Origin of the sequence: Pseudoclavibacter sp. VKM Ac-2888 (genome assembly GCF_015351285.1) — a bacterium.
Taxonomy (GTDB): domain Bacteria; phylum Actinomycetota; class Actinomycetes; order Actinomycetales; family Microbacteriaceae; genus Pseudoclavibacter.
Genome location: NZ_JADKSM010000002.1, coordinates 264,167 through 283,914, shown reverse-complemented (window position 1 = coordinate 283,914; position 19,748 = coordinate 264,167). Strand labels below are relative to the sequence as shown.

Here is a 19,748-nt window from a genome sequence, read left to right as displayed (position 1 = left end):
CCCTCCGGACATCTCGACTCCCCGCAACCGTGGCGAGCATCCCAGCACAAGGCCGAGAGCTGAGTTGTGGTCGCTACGAGCGCGCTTTGACGCCCACAACTCCACTTTGGGCGAGCGGACGACGGCTCCGACGGGTCGGAAGCCACGACTCCCCGCAACCGTGGCGCGCATCCCAGCACAAGGTCGGGAGCTGAGTTGCGGTCGCCACGAGCGCACTTTGACGACCACAACTCCACTTTGGGCGAGCGGACCACAGGTCCGCCCCCTCGGGACATCTCGACTCCCCGCAAACGTGGCGAGCATCTCAGCACAAGGCCGAGAGCTGAGTTGTGGTCGCTACGAGCACGTTTTGACGACCACAACTCCGCTTTGGGCGAGCGGATGACGGCTCCGACGGGTCGGAAGCCGCACCTACCCGAAGAGGTTCGGGTCGAGGCCGAGCCTTCGTCGGACGAGGAGCGAGATCGACCAGTTCAGACCGGCGATGGCGAGCATGCCTGCTCCCCCGCCGAGCACCATAGGCGCAGTGATCTCCCCGATCTGCAGGCCCGAGGCCTCACTCGCGGTAGCGACCGGGCCAGCCTCCGACTGCGCGGCTCCCCCGCCGGCGGTCGCGACACCGGCCGCAGGCGCCGTCGTGGTGGGGGCGGGTGCGGCCGCGTTCGGAGCCCGCGTCCCGCCCGAGGCGTTGTTCTGCGTGAGCGTCGGCGCGGCCGGCGGGCTGTACGCGCCCACGGTGGGCGTGTGGTCGCCGGCGAGGCTCACCGTGAGCGGGATCGTCGGCTTGTAGGCGTCGCGAGCGCCGTTCGAGGTGAACCAGTACGAGAACTGGCCGGTCTCCTTCTGGAAGTCGACGAAGTCCGACGGGAACGCGCCCCAGTAGCTGGAGTTCAGCGCCGTGCGTGCCGCCTGTGCTGTCGCGGTCGAGTCGCCCCCGCCGACCACTCCCTGCGACTGGCCCGTGCCGGTGTACGAGACGCCCACGTAGTCGGGGGTGGTCGTGATGACATCGCCACTGGTGTCGACGCCGGTCAGGTTGGCGAGGGTGATGGTGCGCTCGGCCAGCGGCATCCACTTCGAGGCATCCGTCATCGACGCCCCGTAGCCGGACGCGGTCGAGGTGATGGTGCCCTTGCCGTTCCCGTCCACCTTGAGCACGGGGTCGGTTGCCGTCCAGTAGGTGAGCCCGCCGTAGAAGGCGACGGTGAAGCTGCCGCGCCACTGCACGGTGAGCTCCGACCCGGAGCGGGTCGCCTCGCCGCCCGTGATGCGCACCTGGGATTCCGTGTGCGAGCCGAGCCGTGCCGTCGAGACGGCGGTGCCGGTGCGGTCGATGCACTTCGTCGCCCAGCTCGCCTGCTCGAAGCCGTTGCCGTTGGGCTTGATGATGGTCACGTTGCCGTCGGCGGAGCGGTACTCGCTCGCGTTCCAGGCCCGCGATGAGCCCGTGTCTCCGGCCTCGCCTGCCGCGAGGAAGTTGCATCCTCCGGCGTAGGCGCCGCTTGTTGCCTCCTTGTTGAGGCCCCAGTAGAACGTCGCGCCGTCGGCGGATGCGCCGTCGCCGTCGGTGGGTGTGGTCGGCTCGGTGCTCGGGGGCGTCGTGGGCGTGGTTGTCTGCTCGGGCGGCACGGTGGGTTCGGGGCGCGATCCGGTGCTGAGCTGCTGCGTCGCGGATGCACCAGCCTGGGTCGCGAGGTACGGGGTCACGGTGATCGCGTACTCAGTGTCGGCGGTGAGCCCGGGGACGATCGTCGTTCCCCGGCCTGTCCCATCCGCTGGAACCTGCAGGATCGCGCCGACGGCGGTGCCGCCCTGCGTGAGCTGCACCTGGTACCCCGTCGGGGGGCCTCCGCCGTCGGCAGGCCAGGTGATGGTGGTCGTGAATGAGCTGGCCTGGATGTCGCTGACCGTCACTCCTGGCTGCGTCGTCGTCCCGAGCGGCGGTACGACGGTGATGCGGAGCTGGTGGCCGGCGCCGAGGTAGATCGGGGCCTCTGCTGCACCGTTGCGCACGGCGAGGGTGAACACGTGCGCACCCTCGGGCAGTTCCGCGACGTCCCACGTGCCAAGACCGGCACCGGCCGTGATCTGCGCGGTCGTGCCCGGCAGCAGCTGCAGCTCGCTCCCGTCCGCGGCGCGGAGCACGGGCTCCCCGGAGATGTCCTCGCCGAGGTTGGCGAATCGCACCTTGGTGCCCTCGGCGTAGCCGAGCGGCACCCGCTCGTAGGCGGGAGTGGCCGTCGGGGAGGTGTCGAAGCGCAGCTCGAGCGGCGCGGCGACCTTCTTCGGGTCGGCGATGCCGCCCGAGGAGTACCAGTAGCTCGACTGCCCGCTCGCTTCGTGGAACGCCACGAAGTCCTTCGGCCAGGAGCCCCAGTCGTCGCCCGTGCGGGCCTGCGGTGTGCTGACGGCGCCCGCATCCACGCCCCGGTAGTCGGGGGTGATGGTGGCACCGGATGCCGTGAGCTGGGCCGGCGTGGCGTCGATCGTGGCGAGCGTGACGCGCTGCGGGTCGAGTCTCTGCCACTTCGTCGGGTCGTTCATATCGGCGCCGTAGCCGCCAGCGGTGCCCGTGAGCGTGCCCCTGCCGTCGGTGAGGTCGAGCCTGAGGTCGTCGACCGACCAGTACGTCATGCCTCCGTAGAAGACCACGGTGAAGGCACCGTCCCAGGAGATGCTGGCCGTGCCGGCTTCGAGGTCGACGGTGCCGGTGCCGTCGGCGAGGTTGACCTGGTTGGCGCTTGTCGATCCGGCTCCCGTGCCGACTCTGCTCCCGCCTGCGTCGAGGCACCTGGAGTCCCACGTGGCGGGCACCTGGTTGCCTGCGGCGTCGGGCTTCGTGATCGTGACGCTGCCGTCGCTCGCCGAGTAGAGGCGGTCGTCGGCCCAGACCGCGGAGCTGCCGTTGTCGCCGGATGCTCCGGCGGAGAGGAAGTTGCACCCGCCGAAGTAGGCGCCACCGCCGGCTTCGTCGTTCATGGCCCACGAGAGGCCGACTCCCGTGACCGGTGTCGATGCCGCCTCGGCGGAGTCCGCGGCCAGGAGCCCGACTCCCGCGAGGAGTCCCATGATGCCGATGCCGGCGAGGATGCGCGTGCCGATCCCCGGGGCCGGCAGGCGGCGCCCGCGCGGGGTGCCCAGGTGCTGCGTCGCTGAGGTCACCGTGCGTCCTCCCGCCGTCCGGCTGCGCTCGAGAGGATGAGGGTGGGCGCATCCCGCTCGTCTCCGCTCGCATCGGCGCGGGCATCGTCGAGCGGACTCGGGTGGCGCGGTGAGGGAGCGTCCATGGCGAAGAAGTCGACGAGCTTGTCGTTCTCGAGCGGCGCGGAGCCGGCGGGGACCTGCGAGAGCGCTTGCTGGGCACCGACCGCGCCCAGCCTGCGCCGGGCGCGAGCCTCGCGCTGCTCCTGGGAGAGCCTGACAGCCGCCGTCTTCCTGCGCTGCTTCTCTCGTTCCTGCAGCGCCTTGCGCTCCCGCTGCCCGCGCACCTTCTCGAGTGCGGCCGGGTTGACGCCGAGGAGGAGGCTCTTCGCGGCGAGGTATGCGCCGATGCCGACGGCGAGCGCGACGACCGTGAGGCCGACGAGCAGCAGCACGGGCGCGAGCACCACGAGCCAGGCGAGCGCGTCGCCGACGGAGCCGAGGCCCTGCGACGCGGCTGTGCTCTGCGTTGTCGTCCCGACGGGGGCGGAGGTCGCGACGGGTGCCGCGTCGCCAGGCTGCTCGGCGGGAGCAGCGGGGGCCGCCGCCTGCGGCTGCTGGGCGCTGGCCTCGGCTTGAGGGGCGACGGCTGCCGCACCGCCGGCGAAGGTGAGCGGCGTGAACGACTCGTTGTTCGTGTTCTTCACGCCGTGCGCGCCGATCGTGATGATGCCGCACTGCACGGTGGTGCAGTCGACCGAGGTCGCGTTCTGGTCGCGGTCGTACGTCTGGAAGACGGCGCCCGGGATGCGCAGCGTCCCCGACCACGTGCCGTCGGCCGCGACCTCACCGCCGTTCGCGGCGTAGGAGGTCGACCCGCCCGGGAAGGCGGCGAACAGCTGGTAGCCGACGGGGTTCGTCTCGTCGTCGTAGACGTACCGGTAATCCTCCCCCGTGACGCCGCCGGCGCTCGGCTTCCACGAGCCGCCGTTCGGGTCGTCGACCCAGCCGAACAGCACGTAGATGCCGCCGAACCCGCCCTGCACCGACTGGAAGCCGGAACCCGACACCTGGATCTCGCTCTGCGCATCCGCCGCGGGCTGTCCGGAGATGGTCACCTGGCCCGCGGCGTGTGCGGGCGACGCGGTGACGCCGGCGAGTAGGGCACCGAGGGCGAGGGCGAGGGCCGCGACGATCGAGGCGGCCAAGCGCGCCCGAGAGAAGCGGCTGGCCGTTGGGGTGATGTCGGTCATGCGTTCTGCCCTTCTGCGGCGGGGGTCGAGGGGGCGGGTCGGGAGGGGGTGCGTCTGGGGACGACGATCGGCGACCCGGTGAAGGGGTCTTCGAGGATGTGCACGGGATGCTCGTACACCTGCGAGATGAGCTCAGCCGTGAGCACGTCGGCGGGCGGCCCGTCGGCGACGATGCGGCCGCGACTGAGGAGCGCGATGCGGTCGGCGTAGGCGGCGGCGAGGTCGAGGTTGTGCACGATGATGACGACGGCGCATCCGGTGCTCGCGTAGCTGCGCACGAGGTCGAGCACCATCTCCTGATGCTTGATGTCCATGGCGGCGGTCGGCTCGTCGAGGAGCATGACCGAGGCGGTCTGGGCGAGCACTCGCGCGAGCGCGGCCCTCGCCCGTTCGCCGCCGGACAGTGACGGGTAGTGGCGATCGGCGAAGCGGTCGATGTCGGTGCGCCGCATCGCGCCCGCCGTGATGAGGTCGTCGCGGTCGCGCTCGCTGACCTGCTGCCAGGGCGCGCGGCCCATGTCGACGACCTCCTCGACCGAGAACGGGAAGGCGATGTCGACCTGTTGCAGGAGCACCGCGCGGCGCATGGCGAGCTCGGTGTTGGTCCAGGCGTAGCTGGGGAGGCCGTCGATCTCGACGGTGCCGCTGCGCGCATCCACGTCGGCCGTGATGACGTTGATGAGCGTCGACTTGCCGGCACCGTTCGGGCCGACGAGGGCGAGCACCTCCCCGGCGCGGATGTCGAGGTCGAGCCCCTCGAGCACGGTGCGCTCGCCGAAGTCGACGCTCACGTCGCGCACGGAGAGCACCACATCACCTGGCGCTGTGGCGCGCGGCTTGCGGATGGGGTTCCTGAGGATGGATCCGATCACGACCACGCACCGCCCTTGGCCCGGCTGCGCCGGATGAGGTAGAAGAAGAACGGCCCGCCGATGAGCGAGGTGAGCATGCCGATGGGGAGGTCCGCGTATTCGACGAGGGTCCTCGCGCCGAGGTCGGCGATCGTGAGCAGCAGCGCGCCGCCGAGCACTGAGCAGAGCAGCAGCGCCCGGTGGGACGGGCCGATGATCATGCGGATGATGTGCGGCACGACGAGCCCGACGAAGGCGATGATGCCGGCGAAGGCGACGGCGGCCGAGACGAGGAGGGCGACGTAGATCATGACCAGCAGCCGCACGCGCTCGACGTTGACGCCGACGTGGCGGGCCGCTTTCTCGCCAAGCGACAGCAGGTCGAGCTGGCGGCCGATGCCGATGGCGAGGATGCACCCGACGATGATGAGCGGCGCGACGAGCCAGACCTGCTCCCAGCGCGAGCCGTTCATGCTGCCCATCTGCCAGAACACGATCTGCTCGCGCGCCTGCGTGGGAGCGCTGAAGGTGATGAACGCGATGAGGGCACCGCAGACGGCGTTGACGGCGACTCCCGTGAGGATGAGCGTGATGACGTCGGTGCGCCGGCCTGAGCGGGACAGCGAGTAGACGACGAACGTGGTGATGAGGCCGGCGACGAACGCGAACGTCGGCGTCGTGAATGGCCCGAGGAACGTGAGGCTGAAGAGGATCGAGAAGCTCGCACCGACTGCGGCACCGGCCGAGACCCCGACCGAGCCTGGCTCGGCGAGCGGGTTGCCGAAGATGCCCTGCATGAGCGCGCCGGCGACGGCGAGCGCAGCGCCGACGAGCACGGTGAGCACGAGTCGCGGGAAGCGCACCTCCGCGAGCGCTGCAGCCCCGAACTCGTGGCTCGGGCCCGGCAGGGCGTCGATGCCGACCTGGTTGAGGAGGAAGCCGAGCACCTCGAGCGGAGGGATGTAGAGCTGGCCGATCATCGCCGACACGAGGCAGCCCGCGATGAGGAGGATCGTGAGCACGGCTGCGAGCAGCGACGCTCGCGCCTTCTTGGTCCGGGGCGGCGCATCCTTCGGCTCGGCGACCGGCTCGGCGCGTCGCCGTGGCCGCTCCTGTGCCCCTTCGAGGAGGCGGCGGCGCTGGGGCTGCTGGGGTGCGGCCGGTGGGCTGGTGTCTGGCGGTGTTGCCGTTCTCACGTGTGCATCTCTCATCATTCGCCCGTTCCGGTGCTGGCGGCGGGGTCCGCTTCTGGCACGTAGGCGAGGTCGGGCGCGTAGATCGCGGTGCCGAGTGCCGCGAGGACGGAGGCGGTGCGGGGGCCGAAGCTCATGACCTCGTAGTCGCTCATGTCGACGATGCGCTTGTTGGCTCCTGCTGGGGTCTGCCCGATGCCGGGCAGCTGGACGGCCTCGTCGATGCCGCCGACGGAGGCGAGGCCGAGGGTCATGACGATGATCACGTCGGGGGCGGCACGCACGAGCGCTTCCGCGTTGGTCGGCGACATTCCGGCGAAGCCGACCTCGGTCGCGACGTCGCGCGCCCCGATGCTCTGGATGATCGAGTCGGCGCCCGACCCTGCGCCGAACCAGTAGTAGACGCTGCCGCGCAGGTAGAGGAACACCACTCGTGGCTTCTTGTCCGGGTCGGTGGGCGCCATCGTGCCGAGCTGCTGGATGGTCGTGCCGATCTCGGCCTGGGTGCGCTCGGAGAGCTTCTCCCCCAGCGCCGGCACGCCGAGGGCATCCGCCACGAACTGGATCTGCGGGGCGACGCCGTCGACGCCGTCTTCGTAGGCGATGGGCACCATGACGACGGGGATGCCCGCCTGCCGCAGCTGCAGTTGCACGTCGTACGGCCCGATGGAGGCGTCGGTCACGACCACGGTCGGGGCGAGCTGCAGGATCGACTCGGCGTTGAGCTCGTGCCCGTTCTGCGTGACGAGCGGCAGCTGCTCGTTGCCGGGCATGAGCTTCGTGATGTCGGTGGCGGTGTCGCGCCCGATGAGGTTGCAGCCGAAGCCGAGGCCGATGACGGCTGCGGCGAGGCCGCCGTTCTGGTTGATGGCGAGGATGCGCGTCGTGTCGGTCACGGTCGTCGTGGCGCCGTCGGAGCTCGTGAACGTCGTCGGCAGCTGCTGCACGGCGGTGGCCGCGTCGGTGACGGGGTTGATCGCCGCGGTCTGCGTGTACGCGGTGGTCGGGCCGGCGATGCTGCGCGGCTCCGGCAGCTCCGCGGAGGTGACCTGCGGGAGCACGGGGGCCACGGGGTCGGCCTGCACGGGCTGCGAGACGCACTGCTCGTTGCCTGCGCCGTTTACGGTGCCGATGTTGTGGAACCCGTTGACCCAGAGCACCGAGACGACGACCACGGCGAGCGCTGCCCAGCCGGCGCGACGGATCGTCGAGCGGCGGAAGCGGCGGAGCGTGCGTGGCAGTGGCATGGGTTCCTCGGTCGTGTGGTCAGGTCGTGGATGCGCGTGGATGCTCGGGCGGGTCGGCTCAGCCGGCGCGCCCCCTGCGGCGGAGCAGCAGGATGATGCCAGCGGTCAGCGCGAGGGCGCCGACGCCGAGGGCGATCGCGAGCGTCTCTGTGCCGGTGCTGGCGAGTCCCGCGCCTCCGCCCGCCGCCCCGGTTCCCGGCCCGATCCCGGTGCTCGCTCCTGGGCTGAGCGCCGGCGCGATGCTCTGACCGGTGCTCGGAACGGTCGTCGGCGCTGCGGTGCTCGTCGGTGCGCTCGTCGGCGTGCCGGTCGGTGTGCTCGTCGGGGTGGGCGCGACCGTCGGCGCCGGGATGGTCACCTCGACGATGCCCGACGGGGCGGTGGGGGCCGGCTCCGCGACGGCGGGCGTCGGGCTCCAGAGGCCGGTGGCCAGGGTGAGGGCGATCCCGGCGATGACCGCGAGCGCCGCGCCTCCCGCTGGGCCCCCAGCCCGGGGAGGGGTGAGCCGCTCGGCCGGCGCCGCCTCGGAGTCGTAGCCGGCCATGAGGAGATCGAGCCGACGGCGACGCCAGAACCAGAAGACGATGCCAGCCGCGGCGACCAGCAGCAGGACGACGAGGATGACGAGCGACCAGGGCAGAGCGAACGCCGAGAGGTCGGCCGTGACGGCGACGGGCACGTCCGTGAAGGCTCCGACGGGCTGCAGGTACACGGTGAGAGCACCGGTGAGCGGACCGATGGCGCCCGTCGTGATCTCGCGCGTGATCGTGACCGCCGATCCGGGGAGCAGCTCGGGGATCTCGCCGCCGGTCATCGCGACTCCGGCGGCCCCGCCGATACCGCTCAGGCGCACATCCTCGAGCGACGAGAGCCGCACGTTGCCGGTGTTCACGAGCTCGTAGCTGACGGTGGTGGTGCCGCCGCCGAAGGGGTTGACGCCAGCGGCACCCCAGTCGGTCGCGAGGCTGCGGATCTCGGCGGTGGGCGCGAGCTCTCCGCTCACGCGCATGTCGATGCGCAGCCCGAGGCGCCGCTCGACCTTGACCTGGTCGGTGGAGTCGCCGGGAAGGAGTGAGGCGACGATCGCGGCGGAGTGGTCGCCGGGCGTCGCATCCGCCGGCACCGTGAGGGTGAACGGCACGTCGATGCTCGCCCCCGGTTCGAGGGAGACCGAGCCTGTGCCGGGGGCGACCCAGGTGCCCGCATCCACCGACGGCTCGCCGTTCTCGAGGATGTCGACGGCGCCCGTCGCGGTCGTGAACGCGTCGGCCGCGTAGATCGTGAGCTCGAGCGCGCCCGTCCCGGTGTTGGTCACGGTCATGGAGTCGGCGATGACGTCGCCCGGGTTGACGTCGTAGGTGAAGTTGGGTCGCCCAGAGCCCCGGTCGCCGTCGACCGTGTCGATGCTCCACGCGGGCGGCTGCGTCGTGTCAGCCTGCGCCGCGGTCGGCGCGACGAACGACAGCAGCGCCAGCAGCGAGGTCGCGAGAACGACGGATGCTGTGGCGCGAGTGCGGAGACGGATGGGGAGAGCCATGTGGTCCCTTACGTGGGGCGCTCGCGGCGGGGCCGCGGCGGAGCGAGCGAGCGATGCGGAGGAGCGGGGTGCTGCGAGGGCGGATGCTCGTGCAGCTGGGTGCGAGTGCGCGGGAGCCTGGTGGGCTCCCGCGCACTCCTCGGCCCCTAGGAGATGGCCGAGATGGTGAGCGTGGCGGAGTACGCGCCCTGCTGCGTTGTGGTGGGGACCGTCAGCGTGAGGTCCGCACCGAGCGTTGCGCTCGCGGCGGCGTTCGACGTCGCGAGGAGCTGCGCCGTGTTGAGGCCCGTCGCCGCCGAGCCAGCGGTCACGTTCGCGGCGTTGCCCGCGATGAGCTCAGGAGCCCAGCCGAGGTTCGCAGCCGAGATCGAGTCGGTGCCGTTGCTGAAGTCCGTGGACTGGCCGGAGACTGTCCAGCCGTAGGCCGCGGTGCCGCCGGCACGCGTGTCCGTGACCGCGACGTCGCTGATCGAGCCGTTGGCGACGAAGGTGTCACCGGTCTGGACCGCGGTGCCGAGGTCGGCGCCGTTCTGGTCAGCCCAGGCCCACGAGAAGGAACCCGTCTCGGGGTCGACCGGCGTCACTGCGGCTTCGGGGATGACAACCTCCACGTTGCCGTCCGGCGTGCCGGGAACCTCAGGTGCTGCGATCTCCGCGTAGCTCGCGGAGAAGCCCTTCGCGACCTTCTTCGGGTCAGCCGCGCCACCAGAGGAATACCAGTACGACGACTGGCCCGTCTTGGCGTTGAAGTCGACGAGCGACTGCGGGAAGGAGCCCCACGTCGCGGCCGTGGTGTTCTGCGGCGATCCGGCCGTGGTGACCTCGACGCCCAGGTAGTCGGGCGTCGAGACCTCGATGCCCGTCGCGGTGACGTCGACGCCGTCGAACGTGGCGAGGTCGATCGTCTCTGGTGCGATCGGGACCCACTGCGACATGTCCTCCATCGACGTGCCGTATCCGGAGGCGGTGCCCGTGAGCGTTCCGACTCCGTTCACGACGTCGAGCACTGGGTCGGAGACCGTCCAGTACGTCAGGCCGCCGTAGAAGACGATCGTGAAGTCGCCGTCCCACGAGATGGTGCCGGTGTCGGTTGCGGGGTTGACGGTTCCAGCGCCCGCCGCGAAGTTGACCCGGTTGTTGGTCGTCGAAGCGGGTGATGGGGAGACGGCCGCGCCTGCCGCGTTCTGGCACTTGGTGCCCCAGGTGGGGGCGATCTGCTCGCCGGCTGCATTCGGCTTCGTGATGGTCACGTTGCCCTCCGCAGCCTTGTAGAAGCCGTCGGCTTCGGTCCAGAGACGGGAGGATCCCGTGTCGCCTGCCGTACCGGCGACGAGGAAGTTGCAGCCGCCGAAGTAGGCGCCGCCGCCGGTCTCGTCGTTGAGCTGCCACGAGAACGAGACGTTCTCGACGGTTGCGTCGCCTTCCGCGGCTGACGCTGGTGCCGCGCCGAGGCCGAGGCCGAGGCCCGCCGCGATGAGGCCTGCCGCGGCGAGTGTCGCGCCACCGCGAGCCAGCACAGACGACCGACCAGCCGTCCGTTCTTGCACTGCTGTCATGAGTTCTCCTGAGTAGAAGTCACGGCCCCCCGACACGCGCGCAGATGCGCGGCGAGTGCCGTGTACCGAAAGCCCTACGCTTGGGCGCCACCCGGTGGAACCGGTTAGGTAACGCTAAGTAAGGCAAGGGTTACCTTACGGGAGATTTTCAGGTTCGACAATGGAGCACGACGATCCGGGCACGAATCCACCCCTGAATCACACGCGCCCCGTCGGCAACCATCGCGTTACCTTGGCCCGGTAGCGTTGCTCCGTGCAATCCCCCCTGGACCGATCCGCGGCAGCGCCCACGCCCCGCACGCTCATCGACGTGCTCACGGCCACCGTCACCGCGCATCCCGACGCCATCGCGATCGACGATGGCGACGCCCCGCTCAGCTACCAGGACCTGAGCGCCTACGTCGCGCAGACCGCGAAGCGGCTGCAGGATGCGGGAGTGCGGCGAGGAGACAAGGTCGGTGTGCGCCTCGTCTCGGGCACCAGAGAGCTGTACATCGCGATCCTGTCCGTCATCGCAGCCGGTGCCGCGTACGTGCCCGTCGACGTCGACGACCCCGACGAGCGCGCCGTGCTCGTGTTCGGCGAGGCCAAGGTGCGAGGCACCATCCAGGGCGACGGCGAGTTCGTGCTGGCCGCCGACGGCGAACCGAGCGCCCACGCGGCCGTTCCCCTCTTCGACGAAGGCGCACCGCATCCGGAGAGCACGAGTCTCGCCGACCTCGAGGGCCCCCACCTCGACGACGACACCTGGGTCATCTTCACCTCGGGCTCGACCGGTGTGCCCAAGGGCGTCGCGGTCTCCCACCGCTCGGCTGCCGCGTTCGTCGATGCCGAGGCGAAGCTGTTCCTGCAGCACGACCCCATCGGGCCGGGCGACCGCGTACTCGCCGGCCTCTCCGTCGCCTTCGACGCCTCCTGCGAGGAGATGTGGCTCGCCTGGCGCTACGGCGCCTGCCTCGTGCCAGCCCCGCGATCACTCGTGCGATCCGGCGAGGACCTCGGCCCCTGGCTCCTCAGGCACCAGATCTCGGTCGTCTCCACCGTGCCGACCCTCGCGGCGCTCTGGCCCAGCGAGACGATCGAACAGGTCAGACTGCTCATCTTCGGCGGCGAAGCCTGCCCGCTGGAGCTCACGCAGCGCCTCGTCGGCGAAGGCCGGGAGGTCTGGAACACCTACGGACCGACCGAGGCCACCGTCGTCGCCTGCGCCGCCCTCCTCGACGGCAGCGCCCCCATCCGCATCGGCCTGCCACTCGACGGCTGGGAGCTCGCCGTCGTCGACGCGGACGGCAAGCGCGTCGCGGAAGGCGAATCCGGCGAGCTGATCATCGGCGGCGTCGGGCTCGCCCGCTACCTCGACCCCGCCAAGGACGCCGAGAAGTACGCCCCGATGGAGAGCCTCGGCTGGGATCGCGCCTACCGCTCGGGGGACCTCGTCACATTCGAGGAAGCCGGCCTCGTGTTCCTCGGGCGTGCCGACGACCAGGTCAAGATCGGCGGACGACGCATCGAGCTCGGCGAGGTGGAGGCAGCCCTCCAGTCCGTCACCGGAGTCACCGGCTCGGCCGTCGCCGTCCGCACGACCTCCGCAGGCGTTTCGATCCTCGTCGGCTACATCGTCACCGGCGCGGGCTACGAACGGCAGCTCGCGCGCGCAGAACTCAGCGAGCGGCTCCCGAAGGCCCTCGTCCCGCTCCTCGCGGAGCTCGACTCCCTCCCGACCCGCACCTCAGGGAAGGTCGACAAGAACGCCCTGCCCTGGCCGCTGCCGGGCGCCGATGATGTCTCCGGCGACCTCGACGGGCACGTCGCCTGGCTCGCCGAGCAATGGCAGGCCGTGCTCGGACTGCCCGTCGGCAGCGAGGACGCCGACTTCTTCGACCTCGGCGGCGGATCCCTCTCGGCCGCCCAGCTCGTCACCCGAGTGCGCTCGCGTGTGCCCGAGTTCACGGTCGCCGACGTCTACGACCACCCCCGCCTCGGCGCCATGACCGAGTCCATCAGCGAAGCGCTCGACGACGAGGACGACGTCATCGCCTCGTTCAGCACGCCCGGCCCCACGCCGCTCTCGGCGCGCATCCTGCAGATCGTCGCCGGCCTGCCCCTGCACATCCTGGCCGGCGCGCGCTGGGTCACCTACCTGCTCGCGGCGAGCGCGCTCCTGCAGCTGCTCCCCGGCTTCGAGGTGCTGCCGGATGCGCCGCTCTGGCTCATCGTCGTCCTGCTGATCGTCTTCGTGACCCCGTTCGGGAAGATGGCGATCTCGGTCGCCGCCGCGCGCATCCTCCTCTTCCGGCTCAGACCCGGCGACTACCGACGCGGCGGCGCGACGCACATGCGCCTGTGGCTCGCCGAGCAGGTGGCCACACAGATCGACGCCGTCGGCCTCGCCGGCGCACCGTGGGTCGTCTATTACGCTCGCGCCCTCGGCGCCAAGGTCGGCAACAACGTCGACCTGCACTCGCTGCCGCCCGTCACCGGCATGCTGCAGCTCGGAGACGGCGCGGCCATCGAGCCGGAGGTCGACCTCACCGGCTACTGGATCGACGGCAACCTCGTGCGCATCGGCGGCATCCGCATCGGCGCAGGGGCGACCGTCGGCGCCCGAAGCACCCTCGCCCCCGGCACCAAGATCGGGCAGGGCGCCGAAGTCGCCCCGGGGTCGGCGGTCTTCGGCAGGGTCCGCTCGGGCAAGAGCTGGGCAGGCTCCCCCGCCGTGCGCGTCGGCAAGGTGCGCGCGAGCGACTGGCCGGCGGACCGTCCACCGCAGCCCGCCGGCTGGGCAGTCGTCTACGCCATCGCCTCGGCCGCCCTCGCGCTGCTCCCCCTGTTCGCGTTCGCCGTCGGCGGCGTCGTCATAGCCGCCGGGATGCGCGGGGCCGGGACGCTCGGCGAGGCGACCCTCTCCGCGTTCGCCTGGCTGGCCCCCGCCGTCATCGCGGCCGGCATCACCTTCGCCGGCTTCGTCGTGCTCTTCGTCCGCCTCCTCTCGATCGGCCTGAGGGAAGGCACCCACCCGGTGCGCTCGAGGATCGCCTGGCAGGCCTGGTGCATCGAGCGCCTCCTCGACGCGGCCCGCACCACCCTCTTCCCGTTCTACGCGAGCCTCTTCACCCCCGTCTGGCTGCGGATGCTCGGCGCGAAGGTCGGGCGCGACGTCGAGGCCTCGACCGTGCTCCTGCTCCCCTCCATGACGCAGATCGACGACGGCGCGTTCCTCGCCGACGACACCATGGTCGCCTCCTACGAGCTGCACAACGGATGGATGCGCATCGAACGCGCGCGCATCGGCGCGCGCGCCTTCCTCGGCAACTCCGGGATGGCCGCCGCCGGGCACTCCGTCCCCCGCGACGGCCTCGTCGCCGTCCTCTCCGCAGCACCGGCGAAGGCCAAGCCCGGCTCATCCTGGCTCGGGTCCCCGCCCGTCCGCCTCCGCCGTGTCGCGGTCGCCGGAGACGAGACGCGCACGTACAACCCGCCAAGGGCGCTGCGTGTCGCGCGTGCCCTCTGGGAGCTGTGCCGCATCGTGCCCGTCATCGTCACCTGCGGGCTGGGCCTCGGCGTCCTCCTTGGGCTCGCAGCCATCGAGACCGCCGTCGGCGTCGCCTGGAGCATCGTGCTCTCCGGATTCGTCCTCCTGGGTGCGGCCGCAGCATCCGCCCTCATCTCGACCATCGCCAAGTGGGTCATCGTCGGGCGCATCCGCGTCTCCGAGCAGCCCCTCTGGTCGAGCTTCGTGTGGCGCACCGAGGTCGCCGACACCTTCGTCGAGATGGTCGCGGCGCCCTGGTTCGCGCGCGGAGCTGCAGGAACGCCGGCACTCGCGATGTGGCTGCGCTCGCTCGGAGCGAAGATCGGCAAGGGCGTCTGGTGCGACTCGTACTGGCTGCCGGAGGCCGATCTCGTCACACTCGGGGACGGAGCCACCGTCAATCGGGGATGCGTCGTCCAGACGCACCTGTTCCATGATCGAATAATGAGCATGGACACCGTCACCCTCGAAGCAGGCGCAACGCTGGGACCACACAGCGTGATCCTCCCCGCCGCCACCATCGGCGCTCACGCCACCGTCGGGCCCGCATCGCTCGTCATGCGAGGCGAGTCGGTGCCCGTCGGCAGCCGCTGGAGCGGCAACCCGATCGGCCCCTGGCGGGCCCTGAAGCTGCGCGCCTACCAGTCGAAGGCTTCATGATCCTCGCGACGAGCGCAGAGCCGCTGCCAGGCAACCCGTACACGCCGCAGAGCGGCGACGTCAGCATTCGCGTCGAGCACTACGACCTGGCGCTCAAGTACCGGATGCAGAACAACCGCCTCTCGGGAACGGCAACGCTCAGCATCCGCACGGCGGTGCCCCTGACCGCGTTCTCCCTCGACCTCGTGGGGCTCCGCGCGAGCAAGGTCAACGTGCGCGGCGACAAGCAGGCCCGCTTCAAGCAGAGCGACCGCAAGCTGAAGGTCACGCTCTCGAAGCGGGTCGAGGCCGGCGACGCCATCACGGTCGAGATCATCTACGAGGGCGCGCCCCGGCCGCGCCGCTCCCGCTGGGGAGTCATCGGCTGGGAGGAGCTGGAGGACGGCATCATCGTCGCCTCGCAGCCCACGGGAGCCCCGACCTGGTTCCCCTGCAACGACCACCCGGCCGACAAGGCCAGCTACCGCATCCAGGTCGCCGTCGACAGCAACTACGACGTCGTCGCCACCGGGACCCTGAGCTCGAGACGCGCCTCAGGCGGGCTCACGACCTGGGTGTACGAGGAAGCGGCCCCCACTGCCAGCTACCTCGTGACCCTCCAGATCGGCCGCTACCAGCGCGAGGACGTGCAGCTCGCGGGAGTGGCGGGCCACCTCCACTACCCCCCTTCGCTCGCACGACGCGTCGGCACCGACTTCGCCGACCTCGCGAAGATGATGGCGACCTTCGAGCTGACGTTCGGTCCCTACCCGTTCGACACGTACGCCGTCATCGTCACGGCCGACGACCTCGAGATCCCCCTCGAAGCACAGGGCATGGCCATCTTCGGCGCCAACCAGATCGACGGCGCACGCGGCCAGGAGCGCCTCGTCGCGCACGAGCTCGCGCACCAGTGGTTCGGCAACAGCGTCGGCGTCGCGGGCTGGCAGCACATCTGGCTCAACGAGGGCTTCGCCTGCTACGCCGAGTGGATCTGGTCAGAGGCGAGCGGCGGACCGAGCGCCGACAGTCTGGCTCGGGGCGCCCGGGCATCCCTGGCGAGGCTTCCCCAGGACCTGCTGCTCGGAGATCCGGGCGCCGAGGACATGTTCGACGACCGCGTGTACAAGCGCGGCGCGCTCACCATGCACGCCCTGCGGCTCACGGTCGGCGATTCTGCGTTCTTCGAGATCCTCACGAGCTGGACTCAGGTGAAGCGCTTCTCGGTCGCCTCGACGGCGGAGTTCCTCGAGCATGCGGCGTCGCTGGCGCCGGATGCTCCGCTCCAGGAGCTGTTCGACGCCTGGCTCTATCAGCTCACGCTCCCCGACCTTCCTCCGCCTCCTGCGGCGAAGGTCACTCGCCGGTAGCGGTAGCGGTAGCCGTAGCGACGGCAACCACGAATCGACCGTCGACGAGCGTCCGGCGGATGCGGTAGCGCGCATCCTCGCCCCTGATGCGCGCCAGGCCGTTCTCGTCGAGCTTCACCTCGCTCGGGTCGACCCGGAGCCCACGGCCGTCGGCCTTGAGGACCGCTTCGATGGCCGTCCAGCGTTCGAGTTCTGCCACGGCGCCGGCACCCGTCTCGAGGCAGACCTCCTCGACGTCGAGACCGAGGGCCGAGACACGGTCGCTGTCGGCGAGTGCGACGAAGACGGCACTGCCGGTGTAGGAGATGCTCACGAGGATCGGCTGCTCGCGCAGGCGCGGCTTGCCGTGCTCGGCGGAGCCGCAGTGCCCACACGATGCCTCGAGGCGGGGTGCGGGGTCGTCGAGGGCCGCGCTGACGAGCAGCCGCCCGGTGAGGAAGGCATCCGCGCGGGCATCGTTCAGGTGAGCGAGGCGCTTCCGGTCATCCGCGGAGAGCACCCCGAGCGCCTGCCGGCGCTGGCGAGCGCTCAGGCTCGTCGTGTCCGCGCTGAGGAGCCGCGCGCTCCCGAGTCGCAGCTCAGCGAAGTCCACGTGACTCATCAGATGGAGGGCGACACGGGAGCACGGTTCCCTGCGAACAGCGGAAGCCCCGCGTGCGCGTGCACGCGGGGCTTCCGCTGTGAGGACACAAGGAGCATCCGTCCTCGATCGACCGGGGGCGGTTACGCCGACTTCTCGGCGCGCAGCTCCGGCCGCGGGATGATCGTCGGCGCCGCGTTCTTGAGCACGACGTCGCGAGTGATCTCGACGCGACTGGCGTCGTCGAGGGACGGAACGTCGAACATGACCGGCCCGAGCGTCTCCTCGAGGATGGCGCGGAGGCCACGAGCGCCCGTCTGCCGTAGCACGGCGAGGTCGGCGATCTCCTCGAGCGCACCCTCGTCGAAGACGAGCTCGACGCCGTCGAGCTCGAACATCTTCTGGTACTGCTTCACGAGCGCGTTGCGCGGCTGCGTGAGGATGTCGATGAGTGCTCCACGGTCGAGCGGCGACACCGTCGTGATGACGGGAAGACGACCGATGAACTCCGGGATGAGCCCGAACTTGTGGAGGTCTTCCGGCAGCACCTCGCTGTAGAGGTCGCGGTCGTCGTTCTTCGAGTGCAAGGGGGCGCCGAAGCCGATGCCCTTCTTGCCAGCACGCTGCGAGACGATCTCCTCGAGCCCAGCGAACGCCCCGGCAACGATGAACAGCACGTTGGTGGTGTCGATCTGGATGAACTCCTGCTGCGGGTGCTTGCGGCCACCCTGCGGCGGAACCGAGGCGACCGTGCCCTCGAGGATCTTCAGCAGCGCCTGCTGCACGCCCTCGCCGGAGACGTCGCGCGTGATGGACGGGTTCTCCGCCTTGCGCGCGATCTTGTCGATCTCGTCGATGTAGATGATGCCCGTCTCGGCGCGCTTCACATCGAAGTCGGCTGCCTGGAGGAGCTTCAGGAGGATGTTCTCGACGTCTTCGCCGACGTAGCCGGCCTCGGTGAGCGCCGTGGCGTCAGCGACCGCGAACGGCACGTTGAGGCGCTTCGCGAGCGACTGCGCCAGGTAGGTCTTCCCGCACCCGGTCGGGCCGATGAGCATGATGTTGCTCTTCGAGATCTCCACCTCGTCGACGCGGTCTTCGGCCGAGGTGATCTGGCCGAGCGCACGGACGCGCTTGTAGTGGTTGTAGACCGCGACGGCAAGTGCCTTCTTCGCGGGCTCCTGACCGATGACGTACTCCTCGAGGAACGCGAAGATCTCGCGCGGCTTCGGGAGCTCGAAGTCCTTGACCTCGCTGGTCTCGGAATCGGCCATGCGCTCTTCGATGATCTCGTTGCACAGCTCGACGCATTCGTCGCAGATGTACACACCAGGACCAGCGATGAGCTGCTTGACCTGCTTCTGGCTCTTGGCGCAGAACGAGCATTTCAGCAGCTCGCTGCTTTCACCGATACGTGCCATGAGGACCTCCTTCGCGGTCTGCCAAGACTAACCCGAACCACCGACATTGCCCGGATGGCCGCGCCAGGGGCACTCCCCCGGCGCGGCCATGGACATTGCAGCGTGTTCGAGTCGGTCGGATCGAACTAGTCGATGATGACCGGCTCGGCGCCCTTGCGGCTCGTGAGCACCTGGTCGATGAGGCCGTACTCGAGCGCCTCGGCGGCCGACAGGATCTTGTCGCGCTCGATGTCGCGGTTGACCTTGTCGAGCGACGTGCCGGAGTGACGCGCCAGCGCCTCTTCGAGCCACGTGCGCATCCGCAGCACTTCCTGCGCCTGGATCTCGATGTCCGATGCCTGCCCCTGGCCGGCACCGCCGGTGGAGGGCTGGTGGATGAGCACGCGAGCGTTCGGCAGAGCCAGGCGCTTGCCTGGCTGTCCGGCCGCGAGCAGCACGGCAGCCGCCGACGCCGCCTGGCCGAGGCACACGGTGGAGACCTCGGGGCGGATGTACTGCATGGTGTCGTAGATCGCCGTCATGGCCGTGAACGAGCCACCGGGCGAGTTGATGTACAGCGTGATGTCGCGGTCCGGGTCCTGGCTCTCGAGCACGAGGAGCTGGGCCATGATGTCGTCCGCCGACGCGTCATCGACCTGCACGCCGAGGAAGATGATGCGGTCCTCGAAGAGCTTCGCGTACGGGTCCTGGCGCTTGTAGCCGTAGGCCGTGCGCTCCTCGAACGTCGGCAGGATGTACCGCGACGACGGGGTCTGGACGCCTGCCGGCGAGCCGCCGGTCAGAAATGGGGTGTTCATATGCTCTGGCTTTCCTTACTCTGCCGACTCGGACGTGGACTCGGCGTCGCGCTTGGTGCCGCCGCCGCCCGTGACCTCGGTTGCCGAGGAACGGATGTGGTCGACGAACCCGTAGGCCAGCGCCTCGTCGGCGTTGAACCAGCGGTCGCGGTCGCCGTCCTCGTTGATCTGCTCGAGGCTCTTGCCCGTGCGCTGCGCCGTGATCGACGCGAGGCGAGCCTTCATGTCGAGGATCAGCTGTGCCTGGGTCTGGATGTCGCTCGCCGTGCCGCCGAATCCGCCGTGCGGCTGGTGCAGCAGCACCCGCGCGTTCGGCGTGATGTAGCGCTTGCCCGGCGCACCTGCGGTCAGCAGGAGCTGGCCCATCGAGGCCGCCATGCCGATTCCCACGGTCACGATGTCGTTCGGCACGAACTCCATCGTGTCGAAGATCGCCATACCGGCGGTGATCGATCCACCCGGCGAGTTGATGTAGAGGTAGATGTCTCGCTCAGGATCCTCTGCAGCAAGCAGCAGGATCTTGGCGCAGATCTCGTTCGCGTTCTCGTCGCGCACCTCGGACCCGAGCCAGATGATGCGGTCTTTCAAAAGCCTGTCGAAGACGCTGTTCGGCAGTTGAATATCAGCCACG

13 protein-coding genes are annotated in these 19,748 nt (G+C 70.1%); 2 read left to right on the top strand and 11 right to left on the bottom strand.

The genetic code is table 11. The annotated features are described in order from the left end of the window. Window positions 1-411: 411 nt before the first annotated feature. The 7 genes from ITJ61_RS16700 to ITJ61_RS16670 form a co-directional block, all read right to left on the bottom strand. A complete protein-coding gene (locus ITJ61_RS16700) occupies window positions 412-3,162 on the bottom strand; it encodes a fibronectin type III domain-containing protein (RefSeq protein ID WP_194686895.1) in 2,751 nt (916 codons plus the stop codon). Then, window positions 3,159-4,394 carry a hypothetical protein gene (locus ITJ61_RS16695; RefSeq protein ID WP_194686894.1) on the bottom strand — a complete coding sequence of 412 codons (1,236 nt, stop codon included), beginning with the start codon at window positions 4,392-4,394 and terminating at the stop codon, window positions 3,159-3,161. Before ITJ61_RS16695 ends, ITJ61_RS16700 begins: the two co-directional genes overlap by 4 nt. Then, entirely contained in the window at window positions 4,391-5,266 is an 876-nt protein-coding gene (locus tag ITJ61_RS16690; protein WP_194686893.1) for a heme ABC transporter ATP-binding protein, read from the bottom strand. The genes ITJ61_RS16695 and ITJ61_RS16690 overlap by 4 nt, the downstream gene beginning before the upstream one ends. Continuing rightward, entirely contained in the window at window positions 5,263-6,279 is a 1,017-nt protein-coding gene (locus ITJ61_RS16685; RefSeq protein WP_228497166.1) for a FecCD family ABC transporter permease, read from the bottom strand. Before ITJ61_RS16685 ends, ITJ61_RS16690 begins: the two co-directional genes overlap by 4 nt. 176 nt (window positions 6,280-6,455) lie before the next feature. Beyond that, window positions 6,456-7,685 (bottom strand): heme/hemin ABC transporter substrate-binding protein, encoded by a 1,230-nt coding sequence (locus ITJ61_RS16680; RefSeq protein WP_194686891.1) that lies wholly within the window; start codon window positions 7,683-7,685, stop codon window positions 6,456-6,458. Window positions 7,686-7,743: 58 nt separating this feature from the next. Next, on the bottom strand, window positions 7,744-9,222 hold the full coding sequence (locus tag ITJ61_RS16675; RefSeq protein WP_194686890.1) for a hypothetical protein: 1,479 nt from the start codon (window positions 9,220-9,222) through the stop codon (window positions 7,744-7,746). A gap of 146 nt (window positions 9,223-9,368) precedes the next feature. Then, window positions 9,369-10,778 (bottom strand): HtaA domain-containing protein, encoded by a 1,410-nt coding sequence (locus tag ITJ61_RS16670; RefSeq protein WP_194686889.1) that lies wholly within the window; start codon window positions 10,776-10,778, stop codon window positions 9,369-9,371. Between the two features lie 253 nt (window positions 10,779-11,031). Between ITJ61_RS16670 and ITJ61_RS16665 the strand changes: the two genes are divergently transcribed. Continuing rightward, window positions 11,032-14,970, top strand: coding sequence for a Pls/PosA family non-ribosomal peptide synthetase (locus ITJ61_RS16665; RefSeq protein WP_194686888.1), 3,939 nt, complete (start codon window positions 11,032-11,034; stop codon window positions 14,968-14,970). Beyond that, complete coding sequence (locus ITJ61_RS16660; protein WP_194686887.1) at window positions 14,967-16,319, top strand: M1 family metallopeptidase; 1,353 nt, start codon at window positions 14,967-14,969, stop codon at window positions 16,317-16,319. Before ITJ61_RS16665 ends, ITJ61_RS16660 begins: the two co-directional genes overlap by 4 nt. Here the strand turns inward: ITJ61_RS16660 and ITJ61_RS16655 are convergent. From ITJ61_RS16655 to ITJ61_RS16640, 4 genes are all read right to left on the bottom strand, one after another. Continuing rightward, window positions 16,306-16,911 (bottom strand): 4'-phosphopantetheinyl transferase family protein, encoded by a 606-nt coding sequence (locus ITJ61_RS16655; RefSeq protein ID WP_194686886.1) that lies wholly within the window; start codon window positions 16,909-16,911, stop codon window positions 16,306-16,308. The two genes, ITJ61_RS16660 and ITJ61_RS16655, sit on opposite strands and share 14 nt — an antisense overlap. A 131-nt stretch (window positions 16,912-17,042) precedes the next feature. Then, window positions 17,043-18,320 (bottom strand): ATP-dependent Clp protease ATP-binding subunit ClpX, encoded by a 1,278-nt coding sequence (gene clpX, locus ITJ61_RS16650; RefSeq protein ID WP_104240772.1) that lies wholly within the window; start codon window positions 18,318-18,320, stop codon window positions 17,043-17,045. Window positions 18,321-18,445: 125 nt separating this feature from the next. Continuing rightward, window positions 18,446-19,117 carry an ATP-dependent Clp protease proteolytic subunit gene (locus ITJ61_RS16645; protein ID WP_104240771.1) on the bottom strand — a complete coding sequence of 224 codons (672 nt, stop codon included), beginning with the start codon at window positions 19,115-19,117 and terminating at the stop codon, window positions 18,446-18,448. 15 nt (window positions 19,118-19,132) lie between these two features. Further along, window positions 19,133-19,747, bottom strand: coding sequence for an ATP-dependent Clp protease proteolytic subunit (locus ITJ61_RS16640; RefSeq protein ID WP_104240770.1), 615 nt, complete (start codon window positions 19,745-19,747; stop codon window positions 19,133-19,135). Between the last annotated feature and the right edge of the window lies 1 nt (window position 19,748).

Coding starts and splice junctions, on each gene's coding strand:
- ITJ61_RS16695 (WP_194686894.1), bottom strand. CDS start 4,394: ATGACCGACATCACCCCAACGGCCAGCCGCTTCTCTCGGGCGCGCTTG.
- ITJ61_RS16660 (WP_194686887.1), top strand. CDS start 14,967: ATGATCCTCGCGACGAGCGCAGAGCCGCTGCCAGGCAACCCGTACACG.
- ITJ61_RS16670 (WP_194686889.1), bottom strand. CDS start 10,778: ATGACAGCAGTGCAAGAACGGACGGCTGGTCGGTCGTCTGTGCTGGCT.
- ITJ61_RS16680 (WP_194686891.1), bottom strand. CDS start 7,685: ATGCCACTGCCACGCACGCTCCGCCGCTTCCGCCGCTCGACGATCCGT.
- ITJ61_RS16675 (WP_194686890.1), bottom strand. CDS start 9,222: ATGGCTCTCCCCATCCGTCTCCGCACTCGCGCCACAGCATCCGTCGTT.
- ITJ61_RS16645 (WP_104240771.1), bottom strand. CDS start 19,117: ATGAACACCCCATTTCTGACCGGCGGCTCGCCGGCAGGCGTCCAGACC.
- clpX (WP_104240772.1), bottom strand. CDS start 18,320: ATGGCACGTATCGGTGAAAGCAGCGAGCTGCTGAAATGCTCGTTCTGC.